The organism is Luminiphilus sp. nBUS_07 (assembly GCF_051201685.1).
Lineage (GTDB): Bacteria > Pseudomonadota > Gammaproteobacteria > Pseudomonadales > Halieaceae > Luminiphilus.
Window position 1 is genome coordinate 3480345 of the sequence record NZ_CP179213.1, and the last position, 25871, is coordinate 3506215.

Consider the following 25871-nt stretch of genomic DNA (forward strand, 5'->3'; position numbering starts at 1 on the left):
ATGATGTCTCTATTATGCCCTTACACTTAGGCTATTGTGTGATTTCAAAAAGATGAACCGTTCACGATGACATCGACCCCAGACAATTCTCTAGGTGCCTCCGTTGGCACTCTTCGCGGTGTGGGCCCCAAACTTCAGCAGCGACTGGAGGAGCTGGGTTTGCGTTGTGTGGAGGATATTCTTTATCACTTTCCGTTGCGCTACCAAGACCGAACTCAAGTAACGGCCATAGGTGGACTCCAAGATGGCGTTGATGCCGTCATTCAAGGGTCCATACGGTTATCCAGCATCGTACCCGGCAGAAGGCCATCACTCGTCGTTAAAGTAGAAGATGGCACGGGCGTGCTCACGGTTCGATTTTTTCACTTCCGGCGTGCGCAGGCACAGCAAATGAAGCCTGGCTTGCCGATTGCTTTGTTCGGTCAAGCACGACGATCGGGAGTTGGTCTAGACATGGTTCATCCCGAATATCGCCTTGACGATGTAGACGTTTTACTCGAGGCCGCCCTCACACCCGTTTACCCCACCGTCGAAGGTTTAGGACAGGGCATCTGGCGCAAACTTACCGAACAAGCTCTGAGCATTCTCAAACAAAGTTGCCCTGAAGACCTATTGCGGGGCGTTGCTGAATCACCTTTTGCACTCGTTGAGGCCATTCAATTCCTGCACCGTCCACCACCCAATGCGCCTACAGAGCAGATTCGTGAGTGGCAGCATCCAGCACAGCTGAGGTTGGCGCTGGAAGAGCTGGTCGCTCATAACCTCTCGCTGCAAATGCTACGAAAAAAAGAAAAGGCCTGTCTTGCGGTAGCGATGGAAAGCGATCACTCCATAGCAAAACCCTTCCTCGCGCACCTACCGTTTCAACCCACTGCCGCACAACAGCGAGTGATCCAAGAAATAGCCCATGACATGACACTGCCTAGCCCCATGCTAAGACTCATTCAGGGCGATGTCGGATCAGGCAAAACCTTTGTAGCCGCCATGGCCTGCATCACCGCCATAGAATCTGGCCAACAAGTTGCCCTAATGGCGCCTACTGAGCTTTTAGCAGAGCAGCATTTACAAACCTTTGAGCAGTGGTTGGCGCCTTTCAATGTGCGTATCGCGTGGTTAAGTGGGCGTGTGAAGGGGCGAGCACGCGCTGCGGTCCTTGAAAACATTGGCGATGGCTCGGTTGGGCTGGTTGTTGGCACCCATGCACTATTTCAGGAGGGAGTGACCTTCGCCTCACTCGCCCTAGTGATCGTAGATGAGCAACATCGCTTTGGGGTTCACCAACGGCTCGCGCTTACAGAAAAAGCATCAGGTCAAGCACTGCCGCACCAGCTGGTACTCACCGCCACACCGATTCCCCGCACGCTATCAATGGTGGCCTACGCAGACCTTGATTGTTCGGTAATCGACGAGCTGCCACCGGGGCGCACACCCGTACAAACCACACTGCTCGATAGCCAGCGTAGAGACCAAGTTATCCAACGCGTCGGAGCAGCCTGCAGTGAAGGTCGCCAGGCTTATTGGGTATGCACATTAATTGAAGAGTCAGAAAACCTCGATGCACGTGCCGCAGAAGCCACGGCAGAGTTATTGCAGGCTCAACTACCCAACCAACGCATTGGGCTTATACATGGGCGGTTACCCCCCGCAGGAAAAGAAAGCATGATGGCCGCCTTCAAAGCTGGCGAGATAGAACTGTTGGTGGCGACTACGGTCATCGAAGTCGGCGTAGATGTACCCAATGCCAGCCTAATGATCATTGAAAACCCCGAACGCCTCGGGCTCGCACAGCTCCACCAACTGCGTGGCCGAGTGGGGCGCGGCGCCATTGCTAGTCACTGTGTTCTTTTGTATCAAGCGCCCCTAAGCCAAAGAGGCCGTGAGCGCCTAGAAGTCATGCGACGCAGTAACGACGGGTTCTACATTGCAGAACAAGACCTACTTTTCCGAGGGCCAGGAGAGCTTCTGGGAACACGACAAACTGGCCTGACCTCATTTCGCGTGGCGCAGTTGCCCGTCCATGAAGTGTTGCTAGAGCAGGTCGCTGAGACGGCAGAGAATCTCATGGCCAACTATCCTGATCGATGCGACCTGCTTATCGACCGCTGGACCGGCGAACGTCAGGCGTTTGCGCGGGTCTGAACAGGTTACACTACGCCCAATCGTTGACCTTTTTGATGCCGCACTATGACCCCTACCACCCCAAGTCCCTCAACGCAGCCCGAGTCTCCTAACTCCGACAGCAAGCTGCGCGGTTTTTGGCTGCTCATGCGCTTTCACAAACCTATTGGAACCTGGCTGCTTGCGGCGCCCACCACTTGGGCGCTGGTTATTGCCAGCGAGGGCTGGCCAGACCCCACAATACTGGGCATCTTTGCGCTGGGTATCATTGTAATGCGGGCAGCAGGTTGTGTTGCCAACGATCTTGCCGACCGAAAACTCGATGGCTATGTGGCTCGCACCCGTGATCGTCCACTGGTAACGGGCTTGGTGTCGTCAAAAGAGGCGTTCGCGCTGCTCTTAGCGCTGCTGTTGATCGCTCTGGCACTGGTGTCATCAACCAACGCATTGACAGTAAAGTTATCGGTAGTGGGCGTTTCCTTAGCAATGCTGTACCCCTATATGAAACGGGTGACACACCTGCCACAGTTTGTCTTGGGCGCCGCCTTTTCATGGTCTATTCCGATGGCTTTTGCTGCCGTTACCAACGCTCTGCCGGGGGCATTATGGTGGTTATTCCTCGGGAATTTGCTATGGACCGTGGTCTACGATACCCAGTACGCCATGGTTGATCGCGAAGACGACCTAGCCATTGGTATCAAGTCTACGGCCATTTTGTTTGGACACCTTGATCGACGGCTCATAGCAGTTATGCAAGTTGGAGCCTTGGCTTGCTTTTTTCAAACTGGCGCTGCTTTTGGCTTTACTTGGCCGTTTTACTTGGCGGTATCAGGCATTGGGCTACTTTTCTGCTGGCACCAGTGGCTTATAAGGAACCGCGAGGAAGTGGCCTGCTTTAAAGCCTTCAACCAAAGTAAATGGATTGGTCTCATTATGCTGTTGGGGATTGTGGGACACTTCCTTGCTGAGCACGTATCACCAGTCTGACACACGAGCTCTGGCGAGATCATGCAACTGGATATTTACCGCAGCATCAGGGACATTTCTGCCTCGGACTGGGATCACTGGTTCGGCGGTGATTATCCCTTTCTTCGTCACGACTTTTTATTGGGGCTAGAAGATACCGGTTGTACCAACGAAGCTAGTGGATGGGCCCCCCATCACTTGGTACTGCGGGACGGGTCCGATGTAGTGGGTGCAGCACCCGGATTTCTAAAAGATCATTCCTACGGCGAGTACGTTTTCGACTGGGCTTGGGCCGATGCCTGGCAACGCAGCGGCCTGTCTTATTATCCTAAACTGATCTCAGCCGCGCCCTTCACCCCGGCGAGTGGCCCAAAAATTTGGTGTAACCCTAAGATTCCCGAGGCTGAAGCCAAATTCTGCCGTGCTGTTCAAGGTTTTTGTGTTGAACATGGCCTCTCTAGCTGGCACATCTTATTTTCTAGCTCAGAATTCCAACAGCCAAGCTCAACCTTTGACCTAAATGACCGCGCTACCTGTCAATTTCATTGGATCAACCGAAACTATCAAAGCTTTGATGATTTCCTTCAGCTATTTAGTAGCCGTAAACGTAAGAACTTACGTAAAGAGCGCAGTCATGTGGCAGCTCAAGGAATAACTTTAACCACCCGTGTAGGTTCAAATATCCTGCCTGAAGACTGGTCTTTCTTTCATTACTGCTACCAAACCACCTACGCCAAACGCAGTGGTCATGGTGGCTATTTATCTCGAGAATTTTTTACCGAGCTCTGCCCCAAGCTGGGCACTGCCCCGGTGATGGTGCTAGCGTTTCTTAATGAGCAGCCCGTGGCAGCGGCGTTATTTTTTCAATCATCTGACACCCTTTATGGTCGATACTGGGGCTGCCTTCGAGAGTATGACGGCTTACATTTTGAGGCCTGCTACTATCAGGGCATCGAATACTGCATTAAACACGGTATTCAACGCTTAGACCCCGGCGCCAGGGGGAACATAAGATACAGCGTGGCTTTGAACCCACATTAACGCGATCCCACCACTGGGTGGCAGAAGCCGGCTTTCAACCGGCGATCACCGATTTTTGTGCCCGTGATGTGGAACAGGTCAAAGCCTACAGAGAAGAGGCCGCCAAGCTGCTGCCTTTCAAGGAAGGTGCGCTAGCTGACCTTCACTCACACTAACCCGCTTAAGACTAAGACACCTCATCCCGTAAAAAGACCCAGTTGTTAGCCGTTGATTGTTCGGGGCTATAATAGTAACCCGCGCCGGAAAATGCCTTGAGCTTCTCGGGGTCGTTTAATTGCTGCTCTACGATATACCGGGCCATAACGCCTCGGGCCTTCTTCGCAAAAAAGCTAATAATTTTATAGTCACCGTTTTTCAAATCCTTAAAAACGGGGGTGATCACTTCAGCATCAAGCTGGCGTGGTTTAACTGCCTTGAAGTACTCGTTCGATGCCAAATTAACCAACACCGAGCTGCCACTTTTATCGATTGCTGTATCGAGTAGCTGGGTAATTTCTTCCCCCCAGAACTCATATAAATTACGGCCACCGCGATTGGCAAACTTAAGGCCCATTTCCAAGCGATAGGGTTGCATAAGATCTAATGGACGTAGCAAACCATACAAACCCGAAAGAATCCGCAGGTGCTTTTGAGCAAAAGTCAGCGCCTTGCTGTCTAGGGTGCTTGCGTCTAGGCCCGTGTATACATCTCCCTTAAAAGCCAGCACCGCTTGCTTGGCATTGTCGAGGTTAAAGTCTGGCTGCCAATTCATAAATCGCTCATGATTTAGTAACGCGATATTCTCGCTAACCCCCATGAGTTTTTGCAGTGCTTCTGGGGACAGGTCCCTAGCATCATCAACAAGCTCAGCGGCGCGTTCAATGAAGTAAGGTTGAGTCGACTTACGCGTGCGAGGGGGTGTCTCGAAGTCAAGCGTCTTGGCCGGGGAAAGGACTGTCAGCATGATGGGGGCCTCCCTGATGTCTGTGGTAGTAGAATGATAACCTGTGTACCGCCCTTAAAGACCCTATAAGGAATAAGAAGTGGTCGTTTTAATTTCATCAATTCGCATACTTGACGGCCTGTCACAAAGATTGTCCCATATTATTGGCTGGCTCCCCTTGCTGATGGCACTGTTAACCGTTCTCGTCGTAGTGCTGCGATACGGTTTTGGCGTAGGTGCCATAGCGGCACAGGAAAGCGTGATCTACCTTCACGGCGCGCTGTTTATGCTAGGTGCCTCGTGTACCCTACACATGGGAGGACACGTTCGAGTTGATGTGTTGTATCAACGTTTTACTCCGAGAACAAAAGCTTGGATCGATGCCTTGGGGCACGTCATGTTTACCCTGCCGCTGTGCGCGTTAGTGGGCTTTGCCAGCCAAGATTACGTGATCGAATCTTGGGTAGCGCGAGAAACGTCCCCAGAGCCCGGGGGCATACCCGCTGTTTTTCTATTAAAAACCCTGCTGCCCGCCATGGCTCTGCTGCTCGCGCTTCAAGCCTTATCAGAAATTATGAAATCGCTAAAAACCCTCGTTGCTGAGGTATCTCAAAGTGATTGAAATACCCGTACTCATGTTTTTAGCTGTTTGCCTTGTGCTTTTGGCCGGGTTTCCAGTGGCCCTGACGCTTGCCGGCGTAGGCCTGATGTTCGCGGCCATAGGCACGATTTCAGGGGCCTTTGATGCCAGCTACTTAGCCGCTATCCCCGCCAGAATTTTTGGAACTATTGGCAACGAGACACTCATCGCGGTTCCTTTGTTTATCTTAATGGGGAATATTCTTGAGCGTGCGAAGATCGCCGAAGATTTGCTGCACAACATGGCGCAACTGTTCGGGAGTCGACCCGGGGGGCTTGGTGTCGCCGTGGTGCTGGTGGGCGCACTGCTAGCCGCAAGCACAGGCATTGTCGGCGCAACCGTAGTGACAATGGGGTTGTTATCTCTGCCATCGATGCTGCGCGCCGGATATAGCCCAGCCCTTGCAACCGGAACAATTTGCGCTACCGGCACCCTGGGGCAAATCATACCGCCATCGATCGCTTTAGTTTTATTGGGTGATGTTATTGCCAGTGCTTATCAACGTGCGCAATTGGAGATGGGGGTTGTAAATACCGCCACGGTCTCTGTGGGCGATCTTTTCGTTGGAGCACTGATTCCGGGTCTGATCCTCGTTGGGCTTTACTTGGTTTGGATTTTACTGATTGCTCGATTCAAACCCGACCGCGCACCCGCTATTGCCTCAGAAGGGGCCTCGCTTTCAGAGTTGCTCAAAGCCCTGCTACCTCCATTCATACTCATTGCATTGGTTTTAGGCTCAATTCTATTGGGTGCGGCGACGCCTACTGAGGCTGCGGGAGTTGGTGCTGTCGGGGCGTTACTCTTGGCATTGCAGCGCAGGCAAATGAACTGGAAGAAATTGCACGAAATCGGGCTATCCACTATGCGAATCACCAGCATGGTGTTTCTAATTTTGATTGGGGCAGCTGTTTTTACACTGGTTTTTCGTGGCTTTGGTGGTGAAGAGCTGGTGCAGGGATTCTTCGAGCGCATGGATCTAGGCCCTCAAGGCGCCATGCTGCTAGTCATGGTGGTTATTTTTCTTCTGGGCTTCATACTCGATTTTATAGAAATTACTTTTGTCGTGGTGCCTATCGTTGGCCCAATTTTGCTGGCTATGGGCTTTGATCCTATTTGGTTTGGCATCATGTTGGCGGTCAACCTTCAAACTTCGTTTTTAACCCCCCCTTTCGGTTTTGCCCTTTTCTACCTGCGAGGCGTTGCTCCGGCGTCATTACCCACGGGGGCAATCTATAAAGGGGTTATACCTTTTGTCGCACTTCAAATTGGGCTATTGGCACTGCTTTGGAGCTTTCCAAACTTAATCACGTGGTTGCCCAATGTCTTGCGCTCGGGTTGAACGCCTGTAACTTTGGACGCTTCAAGCATTTGTGCTTGAATACGCAGCACCTCGCATTATCACCATAACAGCAGGCAAAAAAATGACTGACCTCGATATGAACCCCACCCCTCAAGGCGAGCTCAGCCTTCAGGCTGTGGCTATGCCTGCGGACACAAATCCCCACGGGGATATCTTTGGTGGCTGGCTAATGTCACAAATGGATTTAGCCGGCTATGTAACAGCCTGTGAAGTGGCGGGTGGCAGAGTGGCTACTGTGGCTGTGGAAGGCATGGTTTTTTTGACCCCCGTTCATGTTGGGGCTGTCGTCAGTTGTTACTCAGACATTTTGGAGGTAGGACGCAGTTCGGTACGGGTAATCGTAGAAGTCTGGATTAATTCCCGGCAAGACGGGGAGCCGATCAAAGTCACCGAAGGCACCTTTATTTACGTTGCCATTGGCGGGGATAAGCGCACTCGTGCCATTCAACGTCCGGGCTCTGCCTGAAAAACCCCTGACATCACTGGCGGTAACACCTTGTCCCGCGCGTTAAGATACGCACGCTCCGAAATTTCGTGGTAGGCCCTCACGTTTTTCGAGAAGATGTCATAAGAAACCGCGATCTTTTCTGCCATGGTATCGCTCGCCCTTAAGATCGCCATCGCTTCTAGGGATTTCTCATACAGCAGGCTCAATATATCTTCTGGCAGTGGCCGCAACTGGGTGCCTGCAGCCAACAATTGTTGCAGCGATTCATTATTACGCGCGGTAAATTCATCCAGCATATTTTGATTTGCCGCTCTAGCGGCGTATCGAACAATAGCCTGTAAATCGCTAGGCAGTTGATTAAAAGCCGCCGAATTGACTGTGAATTCGAGCATGGCCCCCGGCTCATGCCACCCCGGATAATAGTAGTATTCTGCCACCTCATTCAGCCCAAGAGTACGGTCGTTGTAGGGACCGACCCATTCAACCGCGTCGATCACACCCGTTTGCATTGAAGTGTAAACTTCACCGCCGGCAATACGCACCGCAGTGCCGCCAGCAGCGTCAAAAACCTCTCCTGCCAGACCAGGAATACGCATCTTTAATCCGGACAAGTCTTTGGCGCTGCGCAGTTCTCGATTGAACCAGCCCGCCATCTGAACGCCGGTACTCCCTCCCGCAAAAGGGATCACCCCGAAAGGTGCGTACAACTCCTCCCACAATTCCAGCCCGCCACCGTAATGCAGCCAACCGTTCATCTCTTGCGCGGTCATACCAAAAGGTACCGCGGTAAAGAATACAGCGGCCGGAATTTTACCTTTCCAGTAATAACTCGCACCGTGGCCAACTTCGGCCGCACCCTGAGATACGGCGTCAAAAACCTCAAATGCAGGCACAATTTCGCCGGCGCCAAAAACCCGAACTTCGAGGCGCCCACCGCTCATTTCATTGACATACTGGGCAAATTTTTCAGGAGCAGCACCCAGTCCGGGAAGATTTTTAGGCCAAGTAGTGACGAGCTTCCAACGATACTCAGGGACATCACTGCTGTTGCTTGCCGCGGGCAAAGGGCGGCTTTGATCACTGCTATCAACAGCCCATAACCCCAGCACCAAAACCAACGCGGACACCAAAAAAATGACAACCACAGGCAGAAATCGCCTTTCAAACATACACCGCTCCTTCGCCTATTGTTTACCTCGATGAGGTTCGCTTTAACTAATTTAGAGCGGCTGTAGATTGGCATACTGCAATACCAACCACTTCGACCCCTCGGCAAAACTGACCTCTACCCGGGCGTTAGAGCCACCACCCTCAAAGTTTGTCACAACACCCTCGCCAAATACCTGGTGCAGGACACGTTGGCCCAGGCTAACACCGCTCTCAATATGGGCCGCACTTGGAGTTGGGGACAACGAGGTCAAGGATGACAGGGGGCGTGATACGGCAGCACCCAATCGAACTTCATTCAAGAGCTCAGAAGGCAGTTCACGGACAAACCGTGAAGCGGTATTGTAGGATTCAGATCCATGTAGTCTGCGGCTCTCCGCATATGTAAGTACCAACTTCTCCATGGCGCGAGTAATCCCAACGTAGCAAAGCCGCCGCTCTTCCTCGAGTCGCCCTGGTTCGTCGAGTGACATACGATGGGGAAACAAGTTCTCTTCCATACCCGCCAGAAAAACCATAGGGAATTCGAGACCTTTGGCCGAGTGCAAAGTCATCAGTTGAACACTGTCTTCGTGGGGGTCTGCCTGGGCGTCACCCGCATCGAGTGCAGCGCTGTCTAAAAATTGCTGTAAGGAGGGTAAGTCTGTGTCCTCGGGGACAAAGGATTTTGCCGCTGAAACCAGTTCCTCCAAGTTTTCTACCCGGGCCTGACCACGCTCACCCTTCTCGGCGCGGTGATACTCCACCAAGCCCGAACGTGCCACCACGTGCTCAGTGAGCTCCTCTAGGGGTAACTCTAAAGTTGCGGAATCCAACTCATCAACCAAAACGGTAAAGCCCGCTAGCGCTTTCAGGGCTCGAGATGAAAACAGCTGCTCGTCTTGAGCAATCACGATGGCTTGCCATAGAGGTACTTGTCGAGTTCGCGCAAGTTCGCGCAACTGCTCTACCGTTTTGTTGCCAATGCCCCTAGGTGGCAAATTAAGCACTCGCTCTAGCGCCGTATCGTCGCTGCGCCTTATTAAAAGCCGCATGTAGGCTAGGGCATTTCGAATTTCCAAGCGCTCGTAAAAACGTTGACCTCCGTAAATTCGGTAAGGGATTTGCGCCCGTATCAACGCTTCCTCAAGTACGCGAGACTGCGCATTGGAGCGATATAAAATGGCGCTGGAGCGTCGCGTATTGCCCTCTGCCACCCACTCTTCAATCCGCTCAACAATAAACCGAGCCTCGTCCTGCTCATTGAAGCCAGCGTATAAACTGATCGGCTCTCCCGCGTCTCCCGCCGTCCATAGCTCCTTACCCAAACGTCCAAAATTATGGCTAATTAGCCCGTTAGCGGCCTTAAGAATTGTTTGGGTTGAACGATAATTTTGCTCAAGGCGAATCGTTTGTGCGGGGCTAAAGTCTTCACCAAAACGATGAATGTTCTCAATTTTTGCGCCGCGCCATCCGTAAATCGACTGATCGTCGTCCCCAACAGCGACAACCGGAATACTTTGACCGGCTAACACTCTTAGCCAAGCGTATTGGATCGTATTGGTATCCTGAAATTCATCCACCAAAATCGTACGGAATCGACGCTGATAATGCTGCAAAGTGTCAGGGGACTTGAGCCAAAGTTCGTGGGCACGTAGCAGCAGCTCAGCAAAATCAACTAATCCACCGCGCTGACAAGTCTCTTCATAGGCGCTGTAAACCCGCAGCATGGTTTTGGCATACAAATCACCGTAGGGGGGATCGATATGGCCAGCACGCAGGCCCTCGTCTTTTTGCGCATTGATATACCACTGCGCCTGCCTGGGTGGCCATTGGGTTTCGTCTAAATTGAGATCTCGACACACCCGCTTTACCAGGCGCAGCTGGTCATCACTGTCTAATATCTGAAAGTTTTGCGGCAGCTGGGCTTCTTGCCAATGCTGTTTGAGCAACCTATGAGCCAAACCGTGAAAAGTACCAACCCACATTCCCTGTGTTGGCACATTTAACATCGTTTCAATCCGGCTACGCATTTCTCGGGCAGCTTTATTCGTAAAGGTTACCGATAACAACGCGTGGGGCGAAACACCCTCAGCCCGAATAAGCCAAGCCATTCGGTGCACTAAAACACGGGTTTTACCAGAGCCGGCACCGGCCAACACAAGCAAGTTGCCAGACTCTGCAGCCACAGCTTCACGTTGCGCCGTGTTGAGGTCAGTGAGAATATCGGAAACGTCCATACTACGATTCTACCGGAAAACAGACAGGTTACCGGGTTTTACACTGGCAACTTCCAAAGGTTTGGGGCAACTTTAGGCTTGTTTTCAGTGCAGAACTCCGGACAATTATAGAAATAATACGGCAAGCACGACCCCACATTGAGAAAAACCGGTTCAGCGAAGCTTAACGGGAAAAAATAGAGGCAAATAAAACAATGGATGACCACGACGAACAGGATAAACGTCGGTTTATGACGCCTCCCAAGGAGTGGGGGGGGGATGATGAGGACGGGGCTGACTGGTTAATGGCCTCAGAAGACAATTCCGCCTCCCCTCAGCCTTCAGCACGACCTCCTATTGACGACGTTGGCTGGCTCACTTCTGAGTCGGAAGGCCCAGAATTAGAGGAACACGCCGCAACCGGCGATAGCTCTGGTGACGATTGGTTCACAGACGGCGAAATTACTGCATCCCCAGAGGCGACGGCCCCCCTTCAAGCAGAAGGCACAACCTCAACATCCACCACAGATACTCAATCGTCAAAAGCGCCCGAAGCCGACACTTCCGCAGCATCAGACACATTTGACGCAAGCACGAGCGCAGAATTCTCTTCTATGGACCTGCTAACAGACCACCATATCGTGGGGACCAGCACGACGGGAAAACTGCCACTTTGGCCTACGATCGCAGGCATAGCCGCGGTTGTTTTGTTACTTGTTGGAGGCTGGGGCGCCATTTCAGAACGCTCCTCTTTGCAGAACCGCATTGTTGAGCTGGAAGAGCAGCAGAGCACGCCACAATCACAGGGGAATTTGGATGCGGGTGACGAAGCCGTCCTTGAGGCAAAAAACCAAGCTTTAACGCTGCAGCTCACGACACTAAAAGGAGATTACTCTGCCGCTAACGACACCATACAAACCCTTCAGGTTGAATTAGACAATGCCGAAAAACTCGCTACCCAAGCGGCACGCCTTGCAGAAACGCGCAAACCTGAGTCGATAGCCCAACAGCAGGTGGCCACCAAAGCCGAGACAAAACCAGCCACAAATGGCCTTACCTCCGATACATCGGCAACTCTTGCAGCAACAACGCCCCAGACCTCAGGTAACCAGAGTGAAGGCCTTTGGTTTGCCAATGTAGCCGCGTACTCTCGTCGCGCAACTGCTGAGAAATGGGCTCAAAAGCTCCAAAATGAAGGCTACAACGCGGTCACACAAAGCGTCGATATCGACGGTCGCACTTTATACCGCGTTCGCGCCGTTGGCTTTAGTACAAAAAATGACGCGAAGGCCACCGCGGCTGAGCTGGAATCCACCTACAACCTCGGGGCCTTATGGATTGGAAAAACTTCCACCCCTCCAGCTCCTAGCGCCAGATCACAACCTCAAACCAAACCCGCATTAGACAAAGCCATGCCGCCGGCAGCCACACCCAAAGGTGCTGACGCTGCGACTGCAGACGCATCTGGGCAGGACATGGGCGGTTGGTTCATCTACGTAGACACCTATGCCCAAGGCATCGATGCCGATAACAAAGCACAACAGATTGAAGAGGCCGGCTATGCCGCCAAAGTGGCCGTTGAGTATCGCTCTGGTGAGCTGCTTTATCGCGTGCAGATTGTGGGCATCAACTCACGAGAGCGCGGCGAAGAAATCATTCAAGCCCTAGCTGCTGGTGGCGATATGCCTAACCTGCAATTACGACAATATTGACTGTAGTTAAACCCCACACCTCCAATAACGGAAATGAAACGATGAAAATGATAAAAACCTCTATCGCTCTTTTACTCGTGCTCAGTGGAGGGCAAGCGCTGGCCTCTGATTGTGACATGCCAACACTACCCACCATCCCAGATGGCGCCTCGGCTACCATGGAACAAATGATTGAAGGGCAACAAGGCGTGAAGGCTTTTCAAGCCGCAGCGACCGAGTTTCGAGCTTGCCAAGACGACGCCATGGCAAGACTCAAAGCTTCGGTTGAGGAGGGCAACCCTGATGCAGCACCAAAATATGAGGCTGCAACTGAGGGTTACAACGAGTCAGTAGCCCTCGAGGAGCAGCTTGCGGAGCAGTTTAATCAAGCTATCCGGGCTTATAAGGCTGCCAACCCAAGTTAAAGCGCCGATTTGACCCGTCGGGGTGCCCACGTATTTGCTTCAAGAACTGAAGGCGCCCCTAGTTTTTGTTTAAACCATCAGCACCACCTAGGCTTGGTGCTGATATTAGACTTCTTCCGACCACCCCCCAAAAAATTAATCCTGATAGCGTGGCATCGCTTTAATTCGGGGACACCCCGTGCATCTGTGGATTAACGGGATTATGACGGAGGTTAATGCTCTTCGATTACCCCTTTGCTTTTAAGGTAGCTGTAAGTTTTGTTATTTTGCTGAGACAAATAATTCCAAATACAAAGCCTATTGTCCCCAACGAAAATCCCAACAGCCCAAATACTTCCACCATCAACTCCTTTTTTTACTCGACCGTTCCTTTCAAAATTTCGTATCCGCCCGCTTTATCTTCACCCTTCCAGTTAAGCGCCTCGCCACGCTTCTCTCTTTGGTCGCTGAACGCTCGATAATTACTTATAAATCGCGTGGCTTACCTTTTCGTTTTCAGCGAAGGTTATCTCACAGCGAACTAAATTTAGGTGAAGCGCACTGCTGTATGTAAGGCGCTTGCCCTGTTCAGATTTTTCAATCTTGTAATCCGACAAATTAGCGGTATCGAGTTGTCTTACGACACTAGAATACGAAACCCCCGATTTGAAGTTTCCGCACAGGTAATAAATTTCATTCCTTGCCGATAACGCAAAGAATGCGTAAGTCCCAACCACAAGCAAAAATAAACCGGCCAACAGCAATACCGTTTTTGTCACCACGCCCCTCTCTTCGCCCGCCGAACGCTCGACGTAAATACGCCTAGCGGAAGTAGGTTATGAAGCGCTTTTACGCGCTCGTCCCAGTGCCAAAGCGTTACCTTTCGACTTTTGAATTTATTCAACCGTCACTGAGTGTTATAGAACAGTGCATTATTCTTCTTTGTAATTCTCTTCGAGAATTCTTTTTTCTTTCAAGGTCTTTGTTAATTTTTCTATTCGAACGAATGCTATTAGTCCAAATACAAAACCCAGTATTCCCATTGCTTCCATAATTTCCACTTTTTAAAGCACTGTTCGAAATCACTCGACAGTAACGGACTAAATTTAAACGACAATTTACTCAACATTTTCAAAGAAAAATAATACAACTCCATTTGGATCATTTATAGAAAAACTTTTATGACCCCAATTTTGAATAGTAAGATCTTGTTTAAAATTTATGTCCTTTTTTTATATTTAGAAAAAATAGTTTCAATATTTGAGGTTTCTATAACCATAAAACTTCCCTTTGGACTTCTGTGGTCTAATCCCAAATTAAACTCCTGTTCATTATCTGGTTGCTTTAATATTTCAATTAACCCCAACCCATGACCAAATACAGACCCTTTATCATTTGGTCCTCTGTCCCAAGAAAATTTTAAATTGAATTCGAGAATATTTTTATAAAAATCAAATGTCTCTTGGTATTTTGATGAAAAATATGCAAATCTAAATTCACCTTTATCCATATTGTAAAAAATTCTCTATCATTATTACCCCTTAAATTTTTATTTATTTTTGTCGTTCTGTTTTGTAAATCTTTATGTAATTTACGACCAACCGGAAAATCTCTCTTTATTCAACAGTGACTGACTTCGCGAGATTTCGCGGCTTGTCGACATCAGTACCCTTAACAATTGCGACATGGTAAGCCAGTAATTGCAGCACCACGGAGTAAGCAATAGGTGCCGACCATTCGGCGCAGTGCGGGACTTGCAAAACATGTAGCCCGGGCCCTGCCTCAAAACCTGAAGCTTCATCGGCGAACACAAACAGCTCACCGCCACGGGCTCGAACCTCCTCCAAATTTGAGCGCAGCTTTTCCAATAAATCGTTATTGGGAGCTACTGCCACTACGGGCATATCGGCGTCGACTAATGCCAAGGGACCATGCTTTAACTCACCTGCTGCATAAGCCTCGGCGTGAATATAAGAGATCTCTTTGAGCTTAAGTGCGCCTTCCATAGCCACAGGGTTATTAATACCTCGGCCAAGGAATAGCGCGTGATGTTTAGCCGCAAAATGCGTGGCCATGGCTTTGATGGATTGTTCCTTACCAAGAACATCCTTAACGACAGAGGGAAGTGAACCTAATGCTGAATCTAATTCTTCACGTCTAAAATCCGCTCGGCCATTGATTTCAGCAAGCTTTCCCGACAACAACATGAGGGCAGCCAGCTGCGTCGTAAAGGCTTTCGTTGATGCGACGCCAATTTCTGCACCAGCACGAGTCAAAATCGTGAGTTCACTGGCACGGACAATCGCAGAGTGGTCGACGTTGCACAGCGCTAAGCGCGCAACCACATTATCGTTGGTGGCATGTTTTAGTGCGGCCAGCGTATCGGCGGTTTCACCACTTTGAGAAATACAAACCACCAAAGTGCCCGGCAGCGTGACCGATTGCCGGTACCGGTATTCAGAGGCCACCTCCACCTGACAGGTGAGGCCTGCGATGCCTTCAATCCAGTGTCGGGCTACCAAACCGGCGTGATAGCTAGTGCCGCAGGCGATGATCTGCACCGCCTGAACCTGAGATAACAGCTCTTGGGTGTTTATGCCAAAACAATCGTGACTGCGCCAGTCTATCGCTACAGTGTCTTGCAGTCGTGCAGGCTGTTCATGAATCTCTTTGAGCATGTAGTAGTCATAGTCACCCAAACTACTGGAGTCATCACTCGCCTCAATCGTCGTAACTTCGCGGTCAACGATGTGGCCATCTTGACTGTAAATTGTGTAGCTACCAGCCGTGAGTTCGGCAATATCGCCTTCTTCAAGATAAACATAACGATCGGTGACCGGCCGTAAAGCCAAAGTGTCTGAGCCCGCATAAGTTTCACCCATGCCAACACCTAACACCAGAGGGCTCCCCGCACGGGCAACCACACAACGCCCAGGAGACTGCGCATCTATAACCGCCAATGCATAGGCGCCCTCTAAGCGTGGCAGTACTTGCTGAACGGCTTTTAGCAGAGAGGGCTGGCTATCAATTTCTGCATTGATAAGGTGAACAATCACCTCAGAATCGGTATCTGAGGAAAAGTGTATCCCGCTGTTTGCAAGTGACTCGCGCAGTACCTGATGATTTTCAATAATACCGTTGTGGACTAAACCAATGCGATCTCCACTGATATGAGGATGGGCATTTACTTGGTTTGGTACCCCATGAGTGGCCCAACGGGTATGGGCAATACCGGTGGCCCCCGAAACGGGAGCAGCCGCCAAGGCCTGCTCCAGCACCGCAACTTTGCCAGGGTGTTTACAGGGCTGTAAGTCGCCATTGTCGTTAACCACGGCAATCCCGGCGGAGTCATAACCTCGATATTCTAAGCGTCGTAGACCCTCCAGGAGAATCTCTGGCACATCCCGCTGACCGACCGCGGCCACTATCCCACACATACCCTAATCCTTTTTCTTGGCGGGGCGCTGCCAGCCGGCAATGTTTCGCTGACGGGCACGACCGACCGCGAGTTCTTGCCCTGCTACGTCATCAGTCACCACGGACCCGGCCGCCACAAAAGCGCCATCTGACAACGTTACGGGTGCAACAAGGGTGCTGTTGGAACCGACAAACACACCATCACCCAAAGAGGTTTTATGCTTGTCGATGCCATCGTAATTGCAGGTAATGGTACCGGCGCCGATATTGGTATTGGACCCTACCGTCGTATCACCGATGTACGCTAAATGATTTGCCTTACTACCCGCGCCAAAGGTCGTATTTTTGGTCTCTACAAAGTTCCCCACCCGTGCCGCGTTGGCAAGAACGCTTCCTGGTCGCAAGCGTGCATAGGGCCCTATGCGACATTGCTCCCCAATAACTGCTCCCTCTAGGTGGCAAAAGGGTTGTATATCAGTTCCTGAACTGACTGTAACGTCCTTCAGAACGCAGTGAGCACCAACCCGAACACCATCGCCCAAACGAACCTGGCCTTCAAAAACCACGTTAATATCAATAGCCACATCGACGCCGCATTCAAGATCACCTCTGATATCTATGCGTTGACGATCAGCTATTGCGACACCGGCGTCCATGAGGGCGTCGGCTCTTCTGCATTGCAATGAGCGCTCCAACTCTTGCAGCTGGGCGCGATTATTCACACCGTACATCTCAAGGGCATCATCGGTCACGACTACCTCAACGGCGATGCCTTGCTGCCTAGCAAGACCCAAAACATCAGGCAGATAATATTCTCCCTGCGCATTGTCGTTGCTTACAGAACTCAACAATGACGCGAGCTGGTCTGCTGGCGCGGCTAAAACACCTGTATTTACCTCGCTGATAAGGGCTTCTGACTCGCTGGCATCCGCCTGTTCGACCACCGCCATGAAACCACCTGTTTCATCGCGCAGCACTCGTCCATAACCGCTAGGGTCCGGCAGCCGGGCAGCCAACATAATTGGCTTTTGCCGAGCACCGCTAATTACTGCTTGAAGTGTGGAAGCTGCAATTAATGGCACATCGCCAAATAACACCAGCACTACACTATCTGGCTGACAGGCAGGTAGCGCGCAGCCCACGGCATGACCCGTACCCAATTGCTCTTTTTGAGAATGAAATTTGAGTCGTTGCCCGGAGATCGCCTCCTGAACAACCTCGGCACCATATCCCACAACGACGTGAATCTGACTAGGGTTTAGAGCCTGAGCAGTGTCGATGACATGTTGCAGCAAAGGCTGGCCAGCTAAAGTATGTAATACCTTGGGCAGTGATGACCGCATGCGGGTCCCTCGGCCTGCTGCCAAAATAATAACTTCAAGGTTTTTTTCCATAAGCCTAAGACGGGTTCACTTAATGACCCGCGATTTTAACAGGCACCATCGACTTTGAAGACCAAAAAAAACCGCCTTAAAAGCGGTTTTCTTACTTGACCTCTCAACCTCTACCGGCGCGGCCCTTCATTTTTCTGAGCGTTGCCAGTTGCGCGGAAGCTTCGGCAAGCTGAGCAGAGGCCCTGCCGTAGTCTAATTCACCGCTTTGATTAGCCAGTGCTTCTTCAGCCGCTTTTCGGGACTCTTCAGCGGCTGCCTCATCTACATCAGCAGCTCTGAGTGCCGTGTCAGCCAAAATCGTAACAACATCGCGCTGCACTTCTAAAAAACCACCCGAAGCGTAAAATACTTGCTCCGAACCGCCCTGCTCGACCAGACGTACTGGCCCCGGCACCAAGGCAGTCAGCAAGGGAGCGTGTCCGTAGCAAATTCCCAGCTCACCTTCTGAGCCTGTAGCGACCAGCAACTCCACCAACCCCGAGTAAATCTGGGCCTCGGCAGACACGATGTCACAATGAATGGTCATAGCCATAACGTACTACCCCGCGGGACTAAAGCTTCTCAGCTTTTTCCACGGCCTGCTCGATAGAGCCCACCATGTAGAAAGCCTGTTCCGGAAGGTGATCGTATTCACCTGCCAAAATCCCTTTGAAACCTGAAATAGTGTCTTTTAGTGATACATACACACCCGGCGACCCGGTGAAGATTTCTGCCACGTTGAAAGGCTGTGACAAAAAGCGCTCCATTTTACGAGCTCTCGCTACCGTCAGCTTATCTTCCTCGGACAACTCATCCATACCCAAAATAGCAATAATATCCTTGAGCTCTTTATAGCGCTGCAATACTGACTGCACGCCCCGAGCCACGTCATAGTGCTCGGTACCGATCACTAACGGGTCTAATTGACGCGACGTTGAGTCCAACGGGTCGACCGCAGGATAAATACCCTTGGCAGCAATATCTCGGCTCAGTACCACGGTGGAATCCAAGTGCGCAAAGGTTGTCGCTGGCGACGGATCGGTGAGGTCGTCCGCAGGAACGTAGACCGCTTGAATCGAAGTAATTGAACCTGTTTTAGTTGATGTGATGCGCTCTTGAAGCACACCCATTTCCTCAGCGAGGGTTGGCTGATAGCCCACAGCTGACGGCATACGGCCCAACAGTGCCGACACTTCTGTTCCCGCCAAGGTGTAACGGTAGATATTATCAACGAACAACAGAACGTCGCGGCCCTCATCACGAAATTTTTCCGCCATAGTGAGACCGGTTAGAGCAACACGAAGTCGGTTGCCTGGGGGCTCGTTCATTTGTCCGTAAACCATGGCCACTTTCGACTGGTCCATGTTTTCTATATTTACGACGCCAGACTCCTGCATCTCGTAGTAGAAGTCATTACCCTCCCGGGTTCTCTCGCCTACGCCAGCAAAAACAGATAAGCCTGAGTGCTCGGTTGCGATGTTGTTAATGAGCTCCATCATGTTGACGGTCTTTCCGACACCAGCACCACCAAACAGACCCACCTTACCGCCCTTTGCAAATGGACAAACGAGGTCAATAACTTTAATACCGGTTTCCAATACTTCCTCTGAAGCGGCAAGCTCGTCATAAGCAGGGGCTGCCCGGTGAATAGCGCTGCGCTGTTGCTCGCCAATGGGTCCCTTCTCGTCAATAGGGTTACCCAGAACATCCATAATGCGGCCCAAAGTTTCTGTGCCGACAGGAACAGAAATAGGCGCACCGGTATTTTCTACTGCCAAACCGCGGCTAATACCTTCGGATGAGCCCATAGCAATGGCTCGCACAATGCCATCACCGAGCTGCTGCTGTACCTCTAGGGTCAGACCTTTTTCACTGACGGACAGTGCATCGTAGACCTGGGGTACGTTGTCGCGGGGAAACTCAACATCAATAACCGCGCCAATCACCTGTACGACTTTTCCACTACTCATCTTGGAGTCCTCTGTTTCTTTCGCTCTGTGGCCGCAAAAGCGCCACCTATTAATTCACTGTTAATTGCTTGGGCGCTTAACCAATCGCCGCGGCACCGCTGACGATCTCCGCCAATTCCTGAGTAATCGCCGCTTGACGTGCTTTGTTGTAGACCAACTGAAGCTCATCAATCAGATCGCCGGCGTTATCACTGGCGCTCTTCATGGCAACCATTCGAGCAGCTTGCTCACACGCACCATTTTCAACGACAGCTTGGTACACCAAGGACTCCACATACCGAACAAGTAACGCATCGAGTAGTTCACGAGCGTCAGGCTCGTATACATAGTCCCAGTGGTGTGACAGGTTGGCGTCCTCAGAGGGTTCTAGAGGTAGCAATTGCTCCACCTGCGGCGTTTGAGTCATGGTATTCACAAACTCGTTGCTCACCAGATACAACGTGTCGATGCGACCCTCAACGTAAGCATCGAGCATCTGCTTAACGCCTCCGATTAACTGGTCCACCGAGGGCTCCTCACCCACATCCCGAACGCTGGCTACGACATTGCCACCCACGCTCTTAAAGAAGGCCAAAGACTTCGCCCCGATCAAACAAAGATCAACGCCAATACCAGCCTCGTTTTGAGGGCGCATTTGAGCAATTGCCGCCTTGAACAGGTTGATGTTCAAGCCACCACAGAGACCGCGGTCTGTGGATACGATGATGTACCCTACGCGTTTCAGTTCTCGCTGCTCCATGTACGCGTGCCGATATTCAGGTACCGCGTTGGCAATATGCCCAACCACGTCACGTATGCGCCGGGCGTAGGGTTTACCAAGTTCCATGCGGTCCTGAGCGCGCCGCATCTTACTGGCCGCCACCATCTCCATAGCACTGGTGATCTTCTGAGTACTTTGAATACTCGAGATCTTAGTGCGAATTTCCTTACCAGCAGCCATATTCGGTTACCAAGCCTGCGTTGACTTAAATGTGTCAATAGCTGCTTTGAAGGCCGCTTCACGGTCGTCATTCCACCCGCCGTCTGCAGCAATTTCAGCCATCAACGCACCATGCTCAGCATGCATGTAAGCCAATAGTGCGGTTTCGAGGTCGCCGATCTTATTGACCGGAACGTCACTCAGCAGATTCTCGTTGGCGGCGTATAAAAGAACCCCCATCTCAGCAATTGAAAGTGGCGCATATTGCTTTTGCTTCATCAACTCAGTTACGCGCTCGCCGTGATCAAGCTGAGCTTTAGTCGCGTCGTCTAGGTCTGATGCGAATTGAGAAAACGCCGCGAGTTCACGATACTGAGCAAGTGCGGTTCGAATACCACCCGACAGCTTCTTCACAATTTTTGATTGGGCTGCACCACCAACTCGAGATACCGAAATACCCGCGTTCATTGCCGGACGTACACCGGCGTTAAACATATCGGCCTCCAGAAAGATCTGACCGTCAGTGATAGAGATCACGTTAGTTGGGACGAACGCCGAGACGTCTCCCGCTTGAGTCTCAATAACAGGCAAAGCGGTTAGCGACCCAGTCTTACCCTTGACCGCCCCGTTAGTGAACTTTTCTACATAATCCGCATTTACCCTGGCAGCACGCTCAAGTAGACGCGAGTGCAAATAGAAGACGTCACCTGGATAAGCCTCTCGACCCGGCGGGCGACGCAAAAGTAGGGAGATTTGACGGTAAGCAACGGCCTGCTTCGATAAGTCATCATAAATAATGAGGGCATCTTCGCCGCGGTCCCTGTAGTACTCACCCATCGTACAGCCCGCAAACGGCGCCAAAAACTGCATCGCAGCTGGATCGGAGGCGTTAGCCGCAACAATAATGGTGTGGTCCATTGCGCCGTGCTCTTCTAACTTTCGAACAACCGCGGCTACCGAGGAAGCTTTTTGTCCCACCGCAACATAAACGCACTTAATTCCGGTTCCTTTTTGGTTGATGATGGCGTCTACCGCAATGGCAGTTTTACCCACCTGTCGATCACCAATAATCAACTCACGTTGACCTCGGCCAATTGGCACCATGGCGTCGATAGCTTTCAAACCGATTTGTACTGGCTGGTCAACTGATTGACGTGCAATTACACCGGGTGCAATCTTTTCGATGGCGTCAGTTTCATCTGTCTCGATGCTCCCGCGACCGTCAATAGGATTACCAAGAGCGTCTACAACGCGTCCCTGTAGAGCAGGGCCCACAGGGACCTCTAAAATTCGACCCGTACAACGACAAGTTTGCCCTTCTGCGAGCTGCTTGTAGTCACCCAGAATAACCGCACCCACGGAGTCGCGCTCCAAGTTGAGTGCTAAGCCAAAAATACCGCCTTGGAACTCGATCATCTCTCCGTACTGCACCTCATTGAGGCCGTGAATACGGATAATGCCATCGGTTACCGAGACAATCGTACCTTCGTTGGTTGCTTGCGATGTGACATCGAGCTGATCAATCCGTTGCCGAATGATATCGCTGATTTCCGAAGGGTTAAGTTGTTGCATGACCTATTCCTCTGTCAGGGTGTCAACGTGCCGGCGAGTTTATTTAGACGGCCGCGAACCGAGCCATCGATAACTACATCACCGGCCCGAATGACAGCTCCGCCCAACAAGGCCGAGTCTGTCTCTGAAGTAATAGAAACCGTGCGCTCAAAATGTCGCGACATGGCCTCTGAAATCTCGTTGAGTGCATCATCATCCACCGCAAAAGCAGAGGTAACCAACACATCAACTGACGCTTCTTGCGCCGCTTTTAACTCGGTAAATAACGCAGCCGTTTCTTCAATCAAATCAAGACGACCGTTAGCCGCCATAATTCCCAAGAAACCACTGGCCTCTTTGCTTAACGCATCACCCAACACAGCGGCAAGAACGTCTACACGTTGCTGTGATGTTTTTCCAGGGTCACCTAGTACCGCGCGCACTTCTGGCTCCAGGCTAACAGCAGCGGCAACGCTCAAAGCTTCTAGCCATGCATCAAGCGTTCCAGCTTGGCGACTGAACTCGAACGCCGCTCGTGCGTAAGGTCTCGCCAGTGTTCTGGGTTCAATCATAACTAGTGATCCGCCGTCAGGCTTTTCAAGAGCTCAGCATGCTTGGCAGCATCAATTTCGCTACCCAGCACTTTTTCAGCACCCGCAAGGGCCAAGCTGCTAACTTGACTCATCAACTGCTCTTGCGCTCGAGCACGCTCCTGCTCCACCTCAGCTGCAGCTGCAGCTTTCACGCGATCGGCCTCTGCTACGGCAGCTACCTTTGCTTCATCAATTAAAGCCGCGGCTCGTTTGTTAGCAGCGTCAATAATTACCGCCGCCTCGCGCTTAGCGTTAGCCATTTCTTCTGTGACTCGCTTGTGCGCCAGCTCGAGGTCGTGGCTGGCTCGATCTGCAGCAGCTAAACCATCGGCAATCTTCTGTTGACGCTCTGCCATGGCGGACACGATAGGTGGCCAGACAAAACGCATACAGAACGCCACGAAAGCCACGAAGGCAATCAGTTGGCCGAAAAGCGTTAAGTTAATGTTCACGATGTGCTCCTGTTGTCACCGAGGGATCCGGCACCTTCAGTGCCGGCAAACGCGTGGGACGACTAATTAAGCCGCAACAACAAAGATTAGGTACATCGCTATTCCCACACCGATAATGGGGATCGCGTCGACCAGGCCCGCACCTAAGAAAAAGGTACCCTGTAGCTTAGGTGCCAGTTCTGGCTGTCGTGCTGAACCCTCAATGAGCTTGCCGCCCAAAATACCTACGCCGATAGCAGCGCCCATTCCGCCCAAACCCATCATAATGGCAGCGGCAACATATATCATTTCCATGATTCTCTCCTGTTAGGTGTAGCTTTACTTGGTTAAAAAATTTCTTTAATGATCTTCGTGAGCCATGCTCAAATAAACAATGGTCAACACCATAAAAATGAAGGCCTGCAAAGTAATCACAAGGATGTGAAATATCGCCCAACCAACTTGCAGCAGCGCAGCCGGCAGAACCCACATCACGCCGGCACCGAATAATGCAGCGATTAATATAAAGATCATCTCCCCTGCATACATATTGCCAAATAACCGAAGCCCCAAGGAAAAAGGCTTAGCCAGCAGCCCGACAACTTCCATGAAAAGGTTGACGGGAATAAATAGCGGGTGATTAAAGGGGTTCAAGCTCAGCTCTTTAACAAAGCCAAATCCTTTGACCTTGATCGAGTAGAACAGCATAAGTATGAATACGCCGACTGCCATGCCCATAGTGATGTTGGGATCGGTCGATGGCACAATTTTTTGATACTCAATGCCAGCAAGCTTGAGGCCTTCAGGCACCAGATCAACTGGAAGAAGATCCATCAAGTTCATCAGGAAAACCCAGACAAAAATCGTGAGCGCCAGAGGAGCGATCAGGGGGTTACGGCCGTGAAAAGTATCTTTAACCGTGTTGTCGACAAACTCGACAACCATTTCTACGAAGTTAATGAGTCCTGAAGGCGTGTCTGCTGATGCTTTTTTTGCGACGGACCTAAACAGCCAACAGAAAAGAATGCCTAGGCCGACGGACCAAATCATTGAGTCAACGTGTACAGCGTTGAAACCCATAGCGGTAATTTCTTGCCCGCCATGTGCCATCGTCCACAACCCCATATCAGAAACCACCGTACCATCGTCCCGCACATAACCCGCCGGCAACTTGCCATACGTTAGGTTTGTTAGGTGGTGGACGATGTACTCAGATACCGTCTGTTCGTGTCCGTTAGCTGCCATGTTTGACCGTTTCGTGTCCTTTAGTGTCGACTTTCGCCGCTATTGAGACGTTGCGCCATCCCAGTAGCAATGGGTAAAGCCATTAATACCGTCGCCGCTCCTATAAAAACAGCGAAGGCATGAATACTTGGTTTCAGCACGAATAAAAGTGCAAAACCTAAACCGCACAGTGAAAATTTCACCAATGCCACTGCAGTGGCGTATTGAGCCCCTTGTGTTGATGCCACTCTATGTGCCAACCAACCACTGGGGATCAGGATTATCGCTCCACCCATAAAAGCAGCCTGCGCTGCCTCAAAGCCTTCGGTCAACCCAAAGCCCACTGTGCAAACTGCTAAGCAAAGTGTGCTGTACAACAGGGCCGATTTCAGTTGTTGGCGAACCGGCGCCATAGGATCTTGAGGCCTATATTTGTTCAAGACACACCTTGCCCTCAGGCGACGCGGGCGCAAGTCTAGTCTAAAGGCCTATAGCCTTCAACTTGTTGTTACTTAATGAATCCTTCCGAGGATGCCATCGAGCTGATCAAAGGACGAATAACTTATGACCAATTTACCCTGCTGCCCTTTACCTTGGGTAATCGTCACTGAAGAACCGAGCCGGCCTGATAGCTCTTGCTCCAACCGAAGTACGTCCGGGTTCGTTGCTGAGCTCAGCTCCGCGGGTTTTGCCGCGGGCGCTTGTACAGACTTCACCAGGCTTTCGGTTTGTCGAACAGACAGCCCACCCTTAGCCACTTTTTTCGCAGCCTTAATTTGATCCGCACCCTCTAAGGCCAATAAAACCTTGCCGTGACCCGTATTGAGATCGCCCGCCTCAAGCATGGTTCGGACAACGGGCTCTAGTACCAGCAACCTTAATAAATTTGCTATCACCGACCTTGATTTACCCACGCGCTCTGCCACCTGTTGCTGGCTTAATGCAAACTCGGTCTGCAGTCGACGCAAGGCTTGAGCCTCTTCAATGGCGTTTAAATTTTCGCGCTGAATATTTTCGATAAGCGCCATAGCAATCGTGGCCTCATCGCTCACATCTCTGATAAGGGCTGGAATCTTGTCTATGCCTGCTAGTTGACTCGCGCGCCATCGCCGTTCACCAGCAATAATCTCCCACTGAGTGTCAGATATCGCTCGAGCAACAATGGGCTGGAGCACACCTTGAGATCGAATACTTTCAGCTAACTCCTCCAAAGCGTCGCTATCAAAATCCTGTCTTGGTTGATACTTGCCGGGTCGAAGCTTCTCTAGGGGTAAAAACTGTAAACCTGAATTGCCAATATCTAATGAGCCATCCGGCGTGCCAACCAAATGATTCTTTGAACCTTGTACGGCGGCCGATGGCTTAACCGCGCCCAGTAAGACATCGAGATCTTTACCTAATTTCCCGCGTTTTGTTTTTTTGTTCAAAGGTTGCTCCA

Annotated in this window: 23 protein-coding genes and 1 pseudogene; 8 read left to right on the top strand and 16 right to left on the bottom strand. The window is 51.2% G+C overall.

The features are described 5' to 3' along the window. Positions 1-66 precede the first annotated feature (66 nt). The 3 genes and pseudogenes from recG to ACMAZB_RS15435 all read left to right on the top strand — a co-directional run bounded on the left by recG (position 67) and on the right by ACMAZB_RS15435 (position 4280). Positions 67-2139, top strand: coding sequence for an ATP-dependent DNA helicase RecG (recG, locus tag ACMAZB_RS15425; protein ID WP_435218463.1), 2073 nt, complete (start codon positions 67-69; stop codon positions 2137-2139). Between the two features lie 45 nt (positions 2140-2184). Beyond that, the gene (gene ubiA / locus ACMAZB_RS15430; RefSeq protein WP_435218465.1) at positions 2185-3105 is read left to right on the top strand and encodes a 4-hydroxybenzoate octaprenyltransferase; all 921 of its coding nucleotides are present in this window, start codon (positions 2185-2187) and stop codon (positions 3103-3105) included. Between the two features lie 21 nt (positions 3106-3126). Next, positions 3127-4280: pseudogene (locus tag ACMAZB_RS15435) on the top strand (GNAT family N-acetyltransferase). A gap of 11 nt (positions 4281-4291) precedes the next feature. Here ACMAZB_RS15435 and yaaA read toward each other — a convergent pair. After that, the gene (yaaA, locus tag ACMAZB_RS15440; protein WP_435213286.1) at positions 4292-5068 is read right to left on the bottom strand and encodes a peroxide stress protein YaaA; all 777 of its coding nucleotides are present in this window, start codon (positions 5066-5068) and stop codon (positions 4292-4294) included. A 79-nt stretch (positions 5069-5147) separates the two neighbouring features. On the opposite strand from yaaA, the gene ACMAZB_RS15445 reads away from it, so the two are divergent. From ACMAZB_RS15445 to ACMAZB_RS15455, 3 genes are all read left to right on the top strand, one after another. Then, a complete protein-coding gene (locus ACMAZB_RS15445) occupies positions 5148-5669 on the top strand; it encodes a TRAP transporter small permease subunit (RefSeq protein WP_435218467.1) in 522 nt (173 codons plus the stop codon). Next, complete coding sequence (locus ACMAZB_RS15450; protein ID WP_435218468.1) at positions 5662-7026, top strand: TRAP transporter large permease; 1365 nt, start codon at positions 5662-5664, stop codon at positions 7024-7026. The genes ACMAZB_RS15445 and ACMAZB_RS15450 overlap by 8 nt, the downstream gene beginning before the upstream one ends. Positions 7027-7108: 82 nt before the next feature. Further along, positions 7109-7513, top strand: a complete 405-nt coding sequence (locus tag ACMAZB_RS15455) for an acyl-CoA thioesterase (RefSeq protein ID WP_435216063.1) — start codon at positions 7109-7111, stop codon at positions 7511-7513. Here ACMAZB_RS15455 and ACMAZB_RS15460 read toward each other — a convergent pair. Next, entirely contained in the window at positions 7492-8664 is a 1173-nt protein-coding gene (locus ACMAZB_RS15460) for a TRAP transporter substrate-binding protein (RefSeq protein ID WP_435218470.1), read from the bottom strand. The two genes, ACMAZB_RS15455 and ACMAZB_RS15460, sit on opposite strands and share 22 nt — an antisense overlap. A 51-nt stretch (positions 8665-8715) precedes the next feature. After that, on the bottom strand, positions 8716-10881 hold the full coding sequence (gene uvrD / locus ACMAZB_RS15465; protein WP_435218472.1) for a DNA helicase II: 2166 nt from the start codon (positions 10879-10881) through the stop codon (positions 8716-8718). 194 nt (positions 10882-11075) lie between these two features. Here uvrD and ACMAZB_RS15470 point away from each other — a divergent pair, with 194 nt between their 5' ends. Both ACMAZB_RS15470 and ACMAZB_RS15475 read left to right on the top strand, forming a co-directional pair. Beyond that, positions 11076-12572, top strand: coding sequence for an SPOR domain-containing protein (locus ACMAZB_RS15470; RefSeq protein ID WP_435218474.1), 1497 nt, complete (start codon positions 11076-11078; stop codon positions 12570-12572). Positions 12573-12613: 41 nt separating this feature from the next. Beyond that, complete coding sequence (locus ACMAZB_RS15475; RefSeq protein ID WP_435218476.1) at positions 12614-12976, top strand: hypothetical protein; 363 nt, start codon at positions 12614-12616, stop codon at positions 12974-12976. A gap of 1198 nt (positions 12977-14174) precedes the next feature. Here ACMAZB_RS15475 and ACMAZB_RS15480 read toward each other — a convergent pair. From ACMAZB_RS15480 to ACMAZB_RS15540, 13 genes are all read right to left on the bottom strand, one after another. After that, entirely contained in the window at positions 14175-14465 is a 291-nt protein-coding gene (locus ACMAZB_RS15480) for a hypothetical protein (protein ID WP_435218477.1), read from the bottom strand. Positions 14466-14571: 106 nt separating this feature from the next. Next, positions 14572-16392 carry a glutamine--fructose-6-phosphate transaminase (isomerizing) gene (gene glmS, locus ACMAZB_RS15485; protein WP_435218479.1) on the bottom strand — a complete coding sequence of 607 codons (1821 nt, stop codon included), beginning with the start codon at positions 16390-16392 and terminating at the stop codon, positions 14572-14574. Positions 16393-16395: 3 nt separating this feature from the next. After that, positions 16396-17715 carry a bifunctional UDP-N-acetylglucosamine diphosphorylase/glucosamine-1-phosphate N-acetyltransferase GlmU gene (glmU, locus tag ACMAZB_RS15490; RefSeq protein ID WP_435218480.1) on the bottom strand — a complete coding sequence of 440 codons (1320 nt, stop codon included), beginning with the start codon at positions 17713-17715 and terminating at the stop codon, positions 16396-16398. 154 nt (positions 17716-17869) lie between these two features. Further along, entirely contained in the window at positions 17870-18298 is a 429-nt protein-coding gene (locus ACMAZB_RS15495; protein ID WP_435218482.1) for a F0F1 ATP synthase subunit epsilon, read from the bottom strand. A gap of 19 nt (positions 18299-18317) precedes the next feature. Beyond that, a complete protein-coding gene (atpD, locus tag ACMAZB_RS15500) occupies positions 18318-19715 on the bottom strand; it encodes a F0F1 ATP synthase subunit beta (RefSeq protein ID WP_435218484.1) in 1398 nt (465 codons plus the stop codon). A 76-nt stretch (positions 19716-19791) separates the two neighbouring features. Next, the gene (atpG, locus tag ACMAZB_RS15505; RefSeq protein WP_435218486.1) at positions 19792-20655 is read right to left on the bottom strand and encodes a F0F1 ATP synthase subunit gamma; all 864 of its coding nucleotides are present in this window, start codon (positions 20653-20655) and stop codon (positions 19792-19794) included. Between the two features lie 6 nt (positions 20656-20661). Beyond that, on the bottom strand, positions 20662-22206 hold the full coding sequence (atpA, locus tag ACMAZB_RS15510) for a F0F1 ATP synthase subunit alpha (RefSeq protein ID WP_435218488.1): 1545 nt from the start codon (positions 22204-22206) through the stop codon (positions 20662-20664). 14 nt (positions 22207-22220) lie between these two features. Next, positions 22221-22757 carry a F0F1 ATP synthase subunit delta gene (locus tag ACMAZB_RS15515; protein WP_435218489.1) on the bottom strand — a complete coding sequence of 179 codons (537 nt, stop codon included), beginning with the start codon at positions 22755-22757 and terminating at the stop codon, positions 22221-22223. 2 nt (positions 22758-22759) lie between these two features. Then, positions 22760-23230 (bottom strand): F0F1 ATP synthase subunit B, encoded by a 471-nt coding sequence (locus tag ACMAZB_RS15520; protein WP_435213314.1) that lies wholly within the window; start codon positions 23228-23230, stop codon positions 22760-22762. A 66-nt stretch (positions 23231-23296) separates the two neighbouring features. Then, on the bottom strand, positions 23297-23524 hold the full coding sequence (gene atpE / locus ACMAZB_RS15525; protein ID WP_435213315.1) for a F0F1 ATP synthase subunit C: 228 nt from the start codon (positions 23522-23524) through the stop codon (positions 23297-23299). A gap of 45 nt (positions 23525-23569) precedes the next feature. Further along, positions 23570-24454: a F0F1 ATP synthase subunit A gene (gene atpB / locus ACMAZB_RS15530; RefSeq protein WP_435213317.1), complete on the bottom strand. Its 885-nt coding sequence runs from the start codon at positions 24452-24454 to the stop codon at positions 23570-23572. Between the two features lie 20 nt (positions 24455-24474). Then, complete coding sequence (locus tag ACMAZB_RS15535; protein WP_435213319.1) at positions 24475-24873, bottom strand: ATP synthase subunit I; 399 nt, start codon at positions 24871-24873, stop codon at positions 24475-24477. Positions 24874-24945: 72 nt separating this feature from the next. Beyond that, positions 24946-25860, bottom strand: a complete 915-nt coding sequence (locus tag ACMAZB_RS15540; protein ID WP_435218491.1) for a ParB/RepB/Spo0J family partition protein — start codon at positions 25858-25860, stop codon at positions 24946-24948. Between the last annotated feature and the right edge of the window lie 11 nt (positions 25861-25871).

What these genes read in the sequence shown, in the direction of transcription:
- recG (WP_435218463.1), top strand. Translation starts at nt 67, where the DNA reads ATGACATCGACCCCAGACAATTCTCTAGGTGCCTCCGTTGGCACTCTT.
- ubiA (WP_435218465.1), top strand. Translation starts at nt 2,185, where the DNA reads ATGACCCCTACCACCCCAAGTCCCTCAACGCAGCCCGAGTCTCCTAAC.
- yaaA (WP_435213286.1), bottom strand. Translation starts at nt 5,068, where the DNA reads ATGCTGACAGTCCTTTCCCCGGCCAAGACGCTTGACTTCGAGACACCC.
- ACMAZB_RS15455 (WP_435216063.1), top strand. Translation starts at nt 7,109, where the DNA reads ATGACTGACCTCGATATGAACCCCACCCCTCAAGGCGAGCTCAGCCTT.
- ACMAZB_RS15460 (WP_435218470.1), bottom strand. Translation starts at nt 8,664, where the DNA reads ATGTTTGAAAGGCGATTTCTGCCTGTGGTTGTCATTTTTTTGGTGTCC.
- uvrD (WP_435218472.1), bottom strand. Translation starts at nt 10,881, where the DNA reads ATGGACGTTTCCGATATTCTCACTGACCTCAACACGGCGCAACGTGAA.
- ACMAZB_RS15470 (WP_435218474.1), top strand. Translation starts at nt 11,076, where the DNA reads ATGGATGACCACGACGAACAGGATAAACGTCGGTTTATGACGCCTCCC.
- ACMAZB_RS15475 (WP_435218476.1), top strand. Translation starts at nt 12,614, where the DNA reads ATGAAAATGATAAAAACCTCTATCGCTCTTTTACTCGTGCTCAGTGGA.
- ACMAZB_RS15480 (WP_435218477.1), bottom strand. Translation starts at nt 14,465, where the DNA reads ATGGATAAAGGTGAATTTAGATTTGCATATTTTTCATCAAAATACCAA.
- glmS (WP_435218479.1), bottom strand. Translation starts at nt 16,392, where the DNA reads ATGTGTGGGATAGTGGCCGCGGTCGGTCAGCGGGATGTGCCAGAGATT.
- glmU (WP_435218480.1), bottom strand. Translation starts at nt 17,715, where the DNA reads ATGCGGTCATCACTGCCCAAGGTATTACATACTTTAGCTGGCCAGCCT.
- ACMAZB_RS15495 (WP_435218482.1), bottom strand. Translation starts at nt 18,298, where the DNA reads ATGGCTATGACCATTCATTGTGACATCGTGTCTGCCGAGGCCCAGATT.
- atpD (WP_435218484.1), bottom strand. Translation starts at nt 19,715, where the DNA reads ATGAGTAGTGGAAAAGTCGTACAGGTGATTGGCGCGGTTATTGATGTT.
- atpG (WP_435218486.1), bottom strand. Translation starts at nt 20,655, where the DNA reads ATGGCTGCTGGTAAGGAAATTCGCACTAAGATCTCGAGTATTCAAAGT.
- atpA (WP_435218488.1), bottom strand. Translation starts at nt 22,206, where the DNA reads ATGCAACAACTTAACCCTTCGGAAATCAGCGATATCATTCGGCAACGG.
- ACMAZB_RS15515 (WP_435218489.1), bottom strand. Translation starts at nt 22,757, where the DNA reads ATGATTGAACCCAGAACACTGGCGAGACCTTACGCACGAGCGGCGTTC.
- atpE (WP_435213315.1), bottom strand. Translation starts at nt 23,524, where the DNA reads ATGGAAATGATATATGTTGCCGCTGCCATTATGATGGGTTTGGGCGGA.
- atpB (WP_435213317.1), bottom strand. Translation starts at nt 24,454, where the DNA reads ATGGCAGCTAACGGACACGAACAGACGGTATCTGAGTACATCGTCCAC.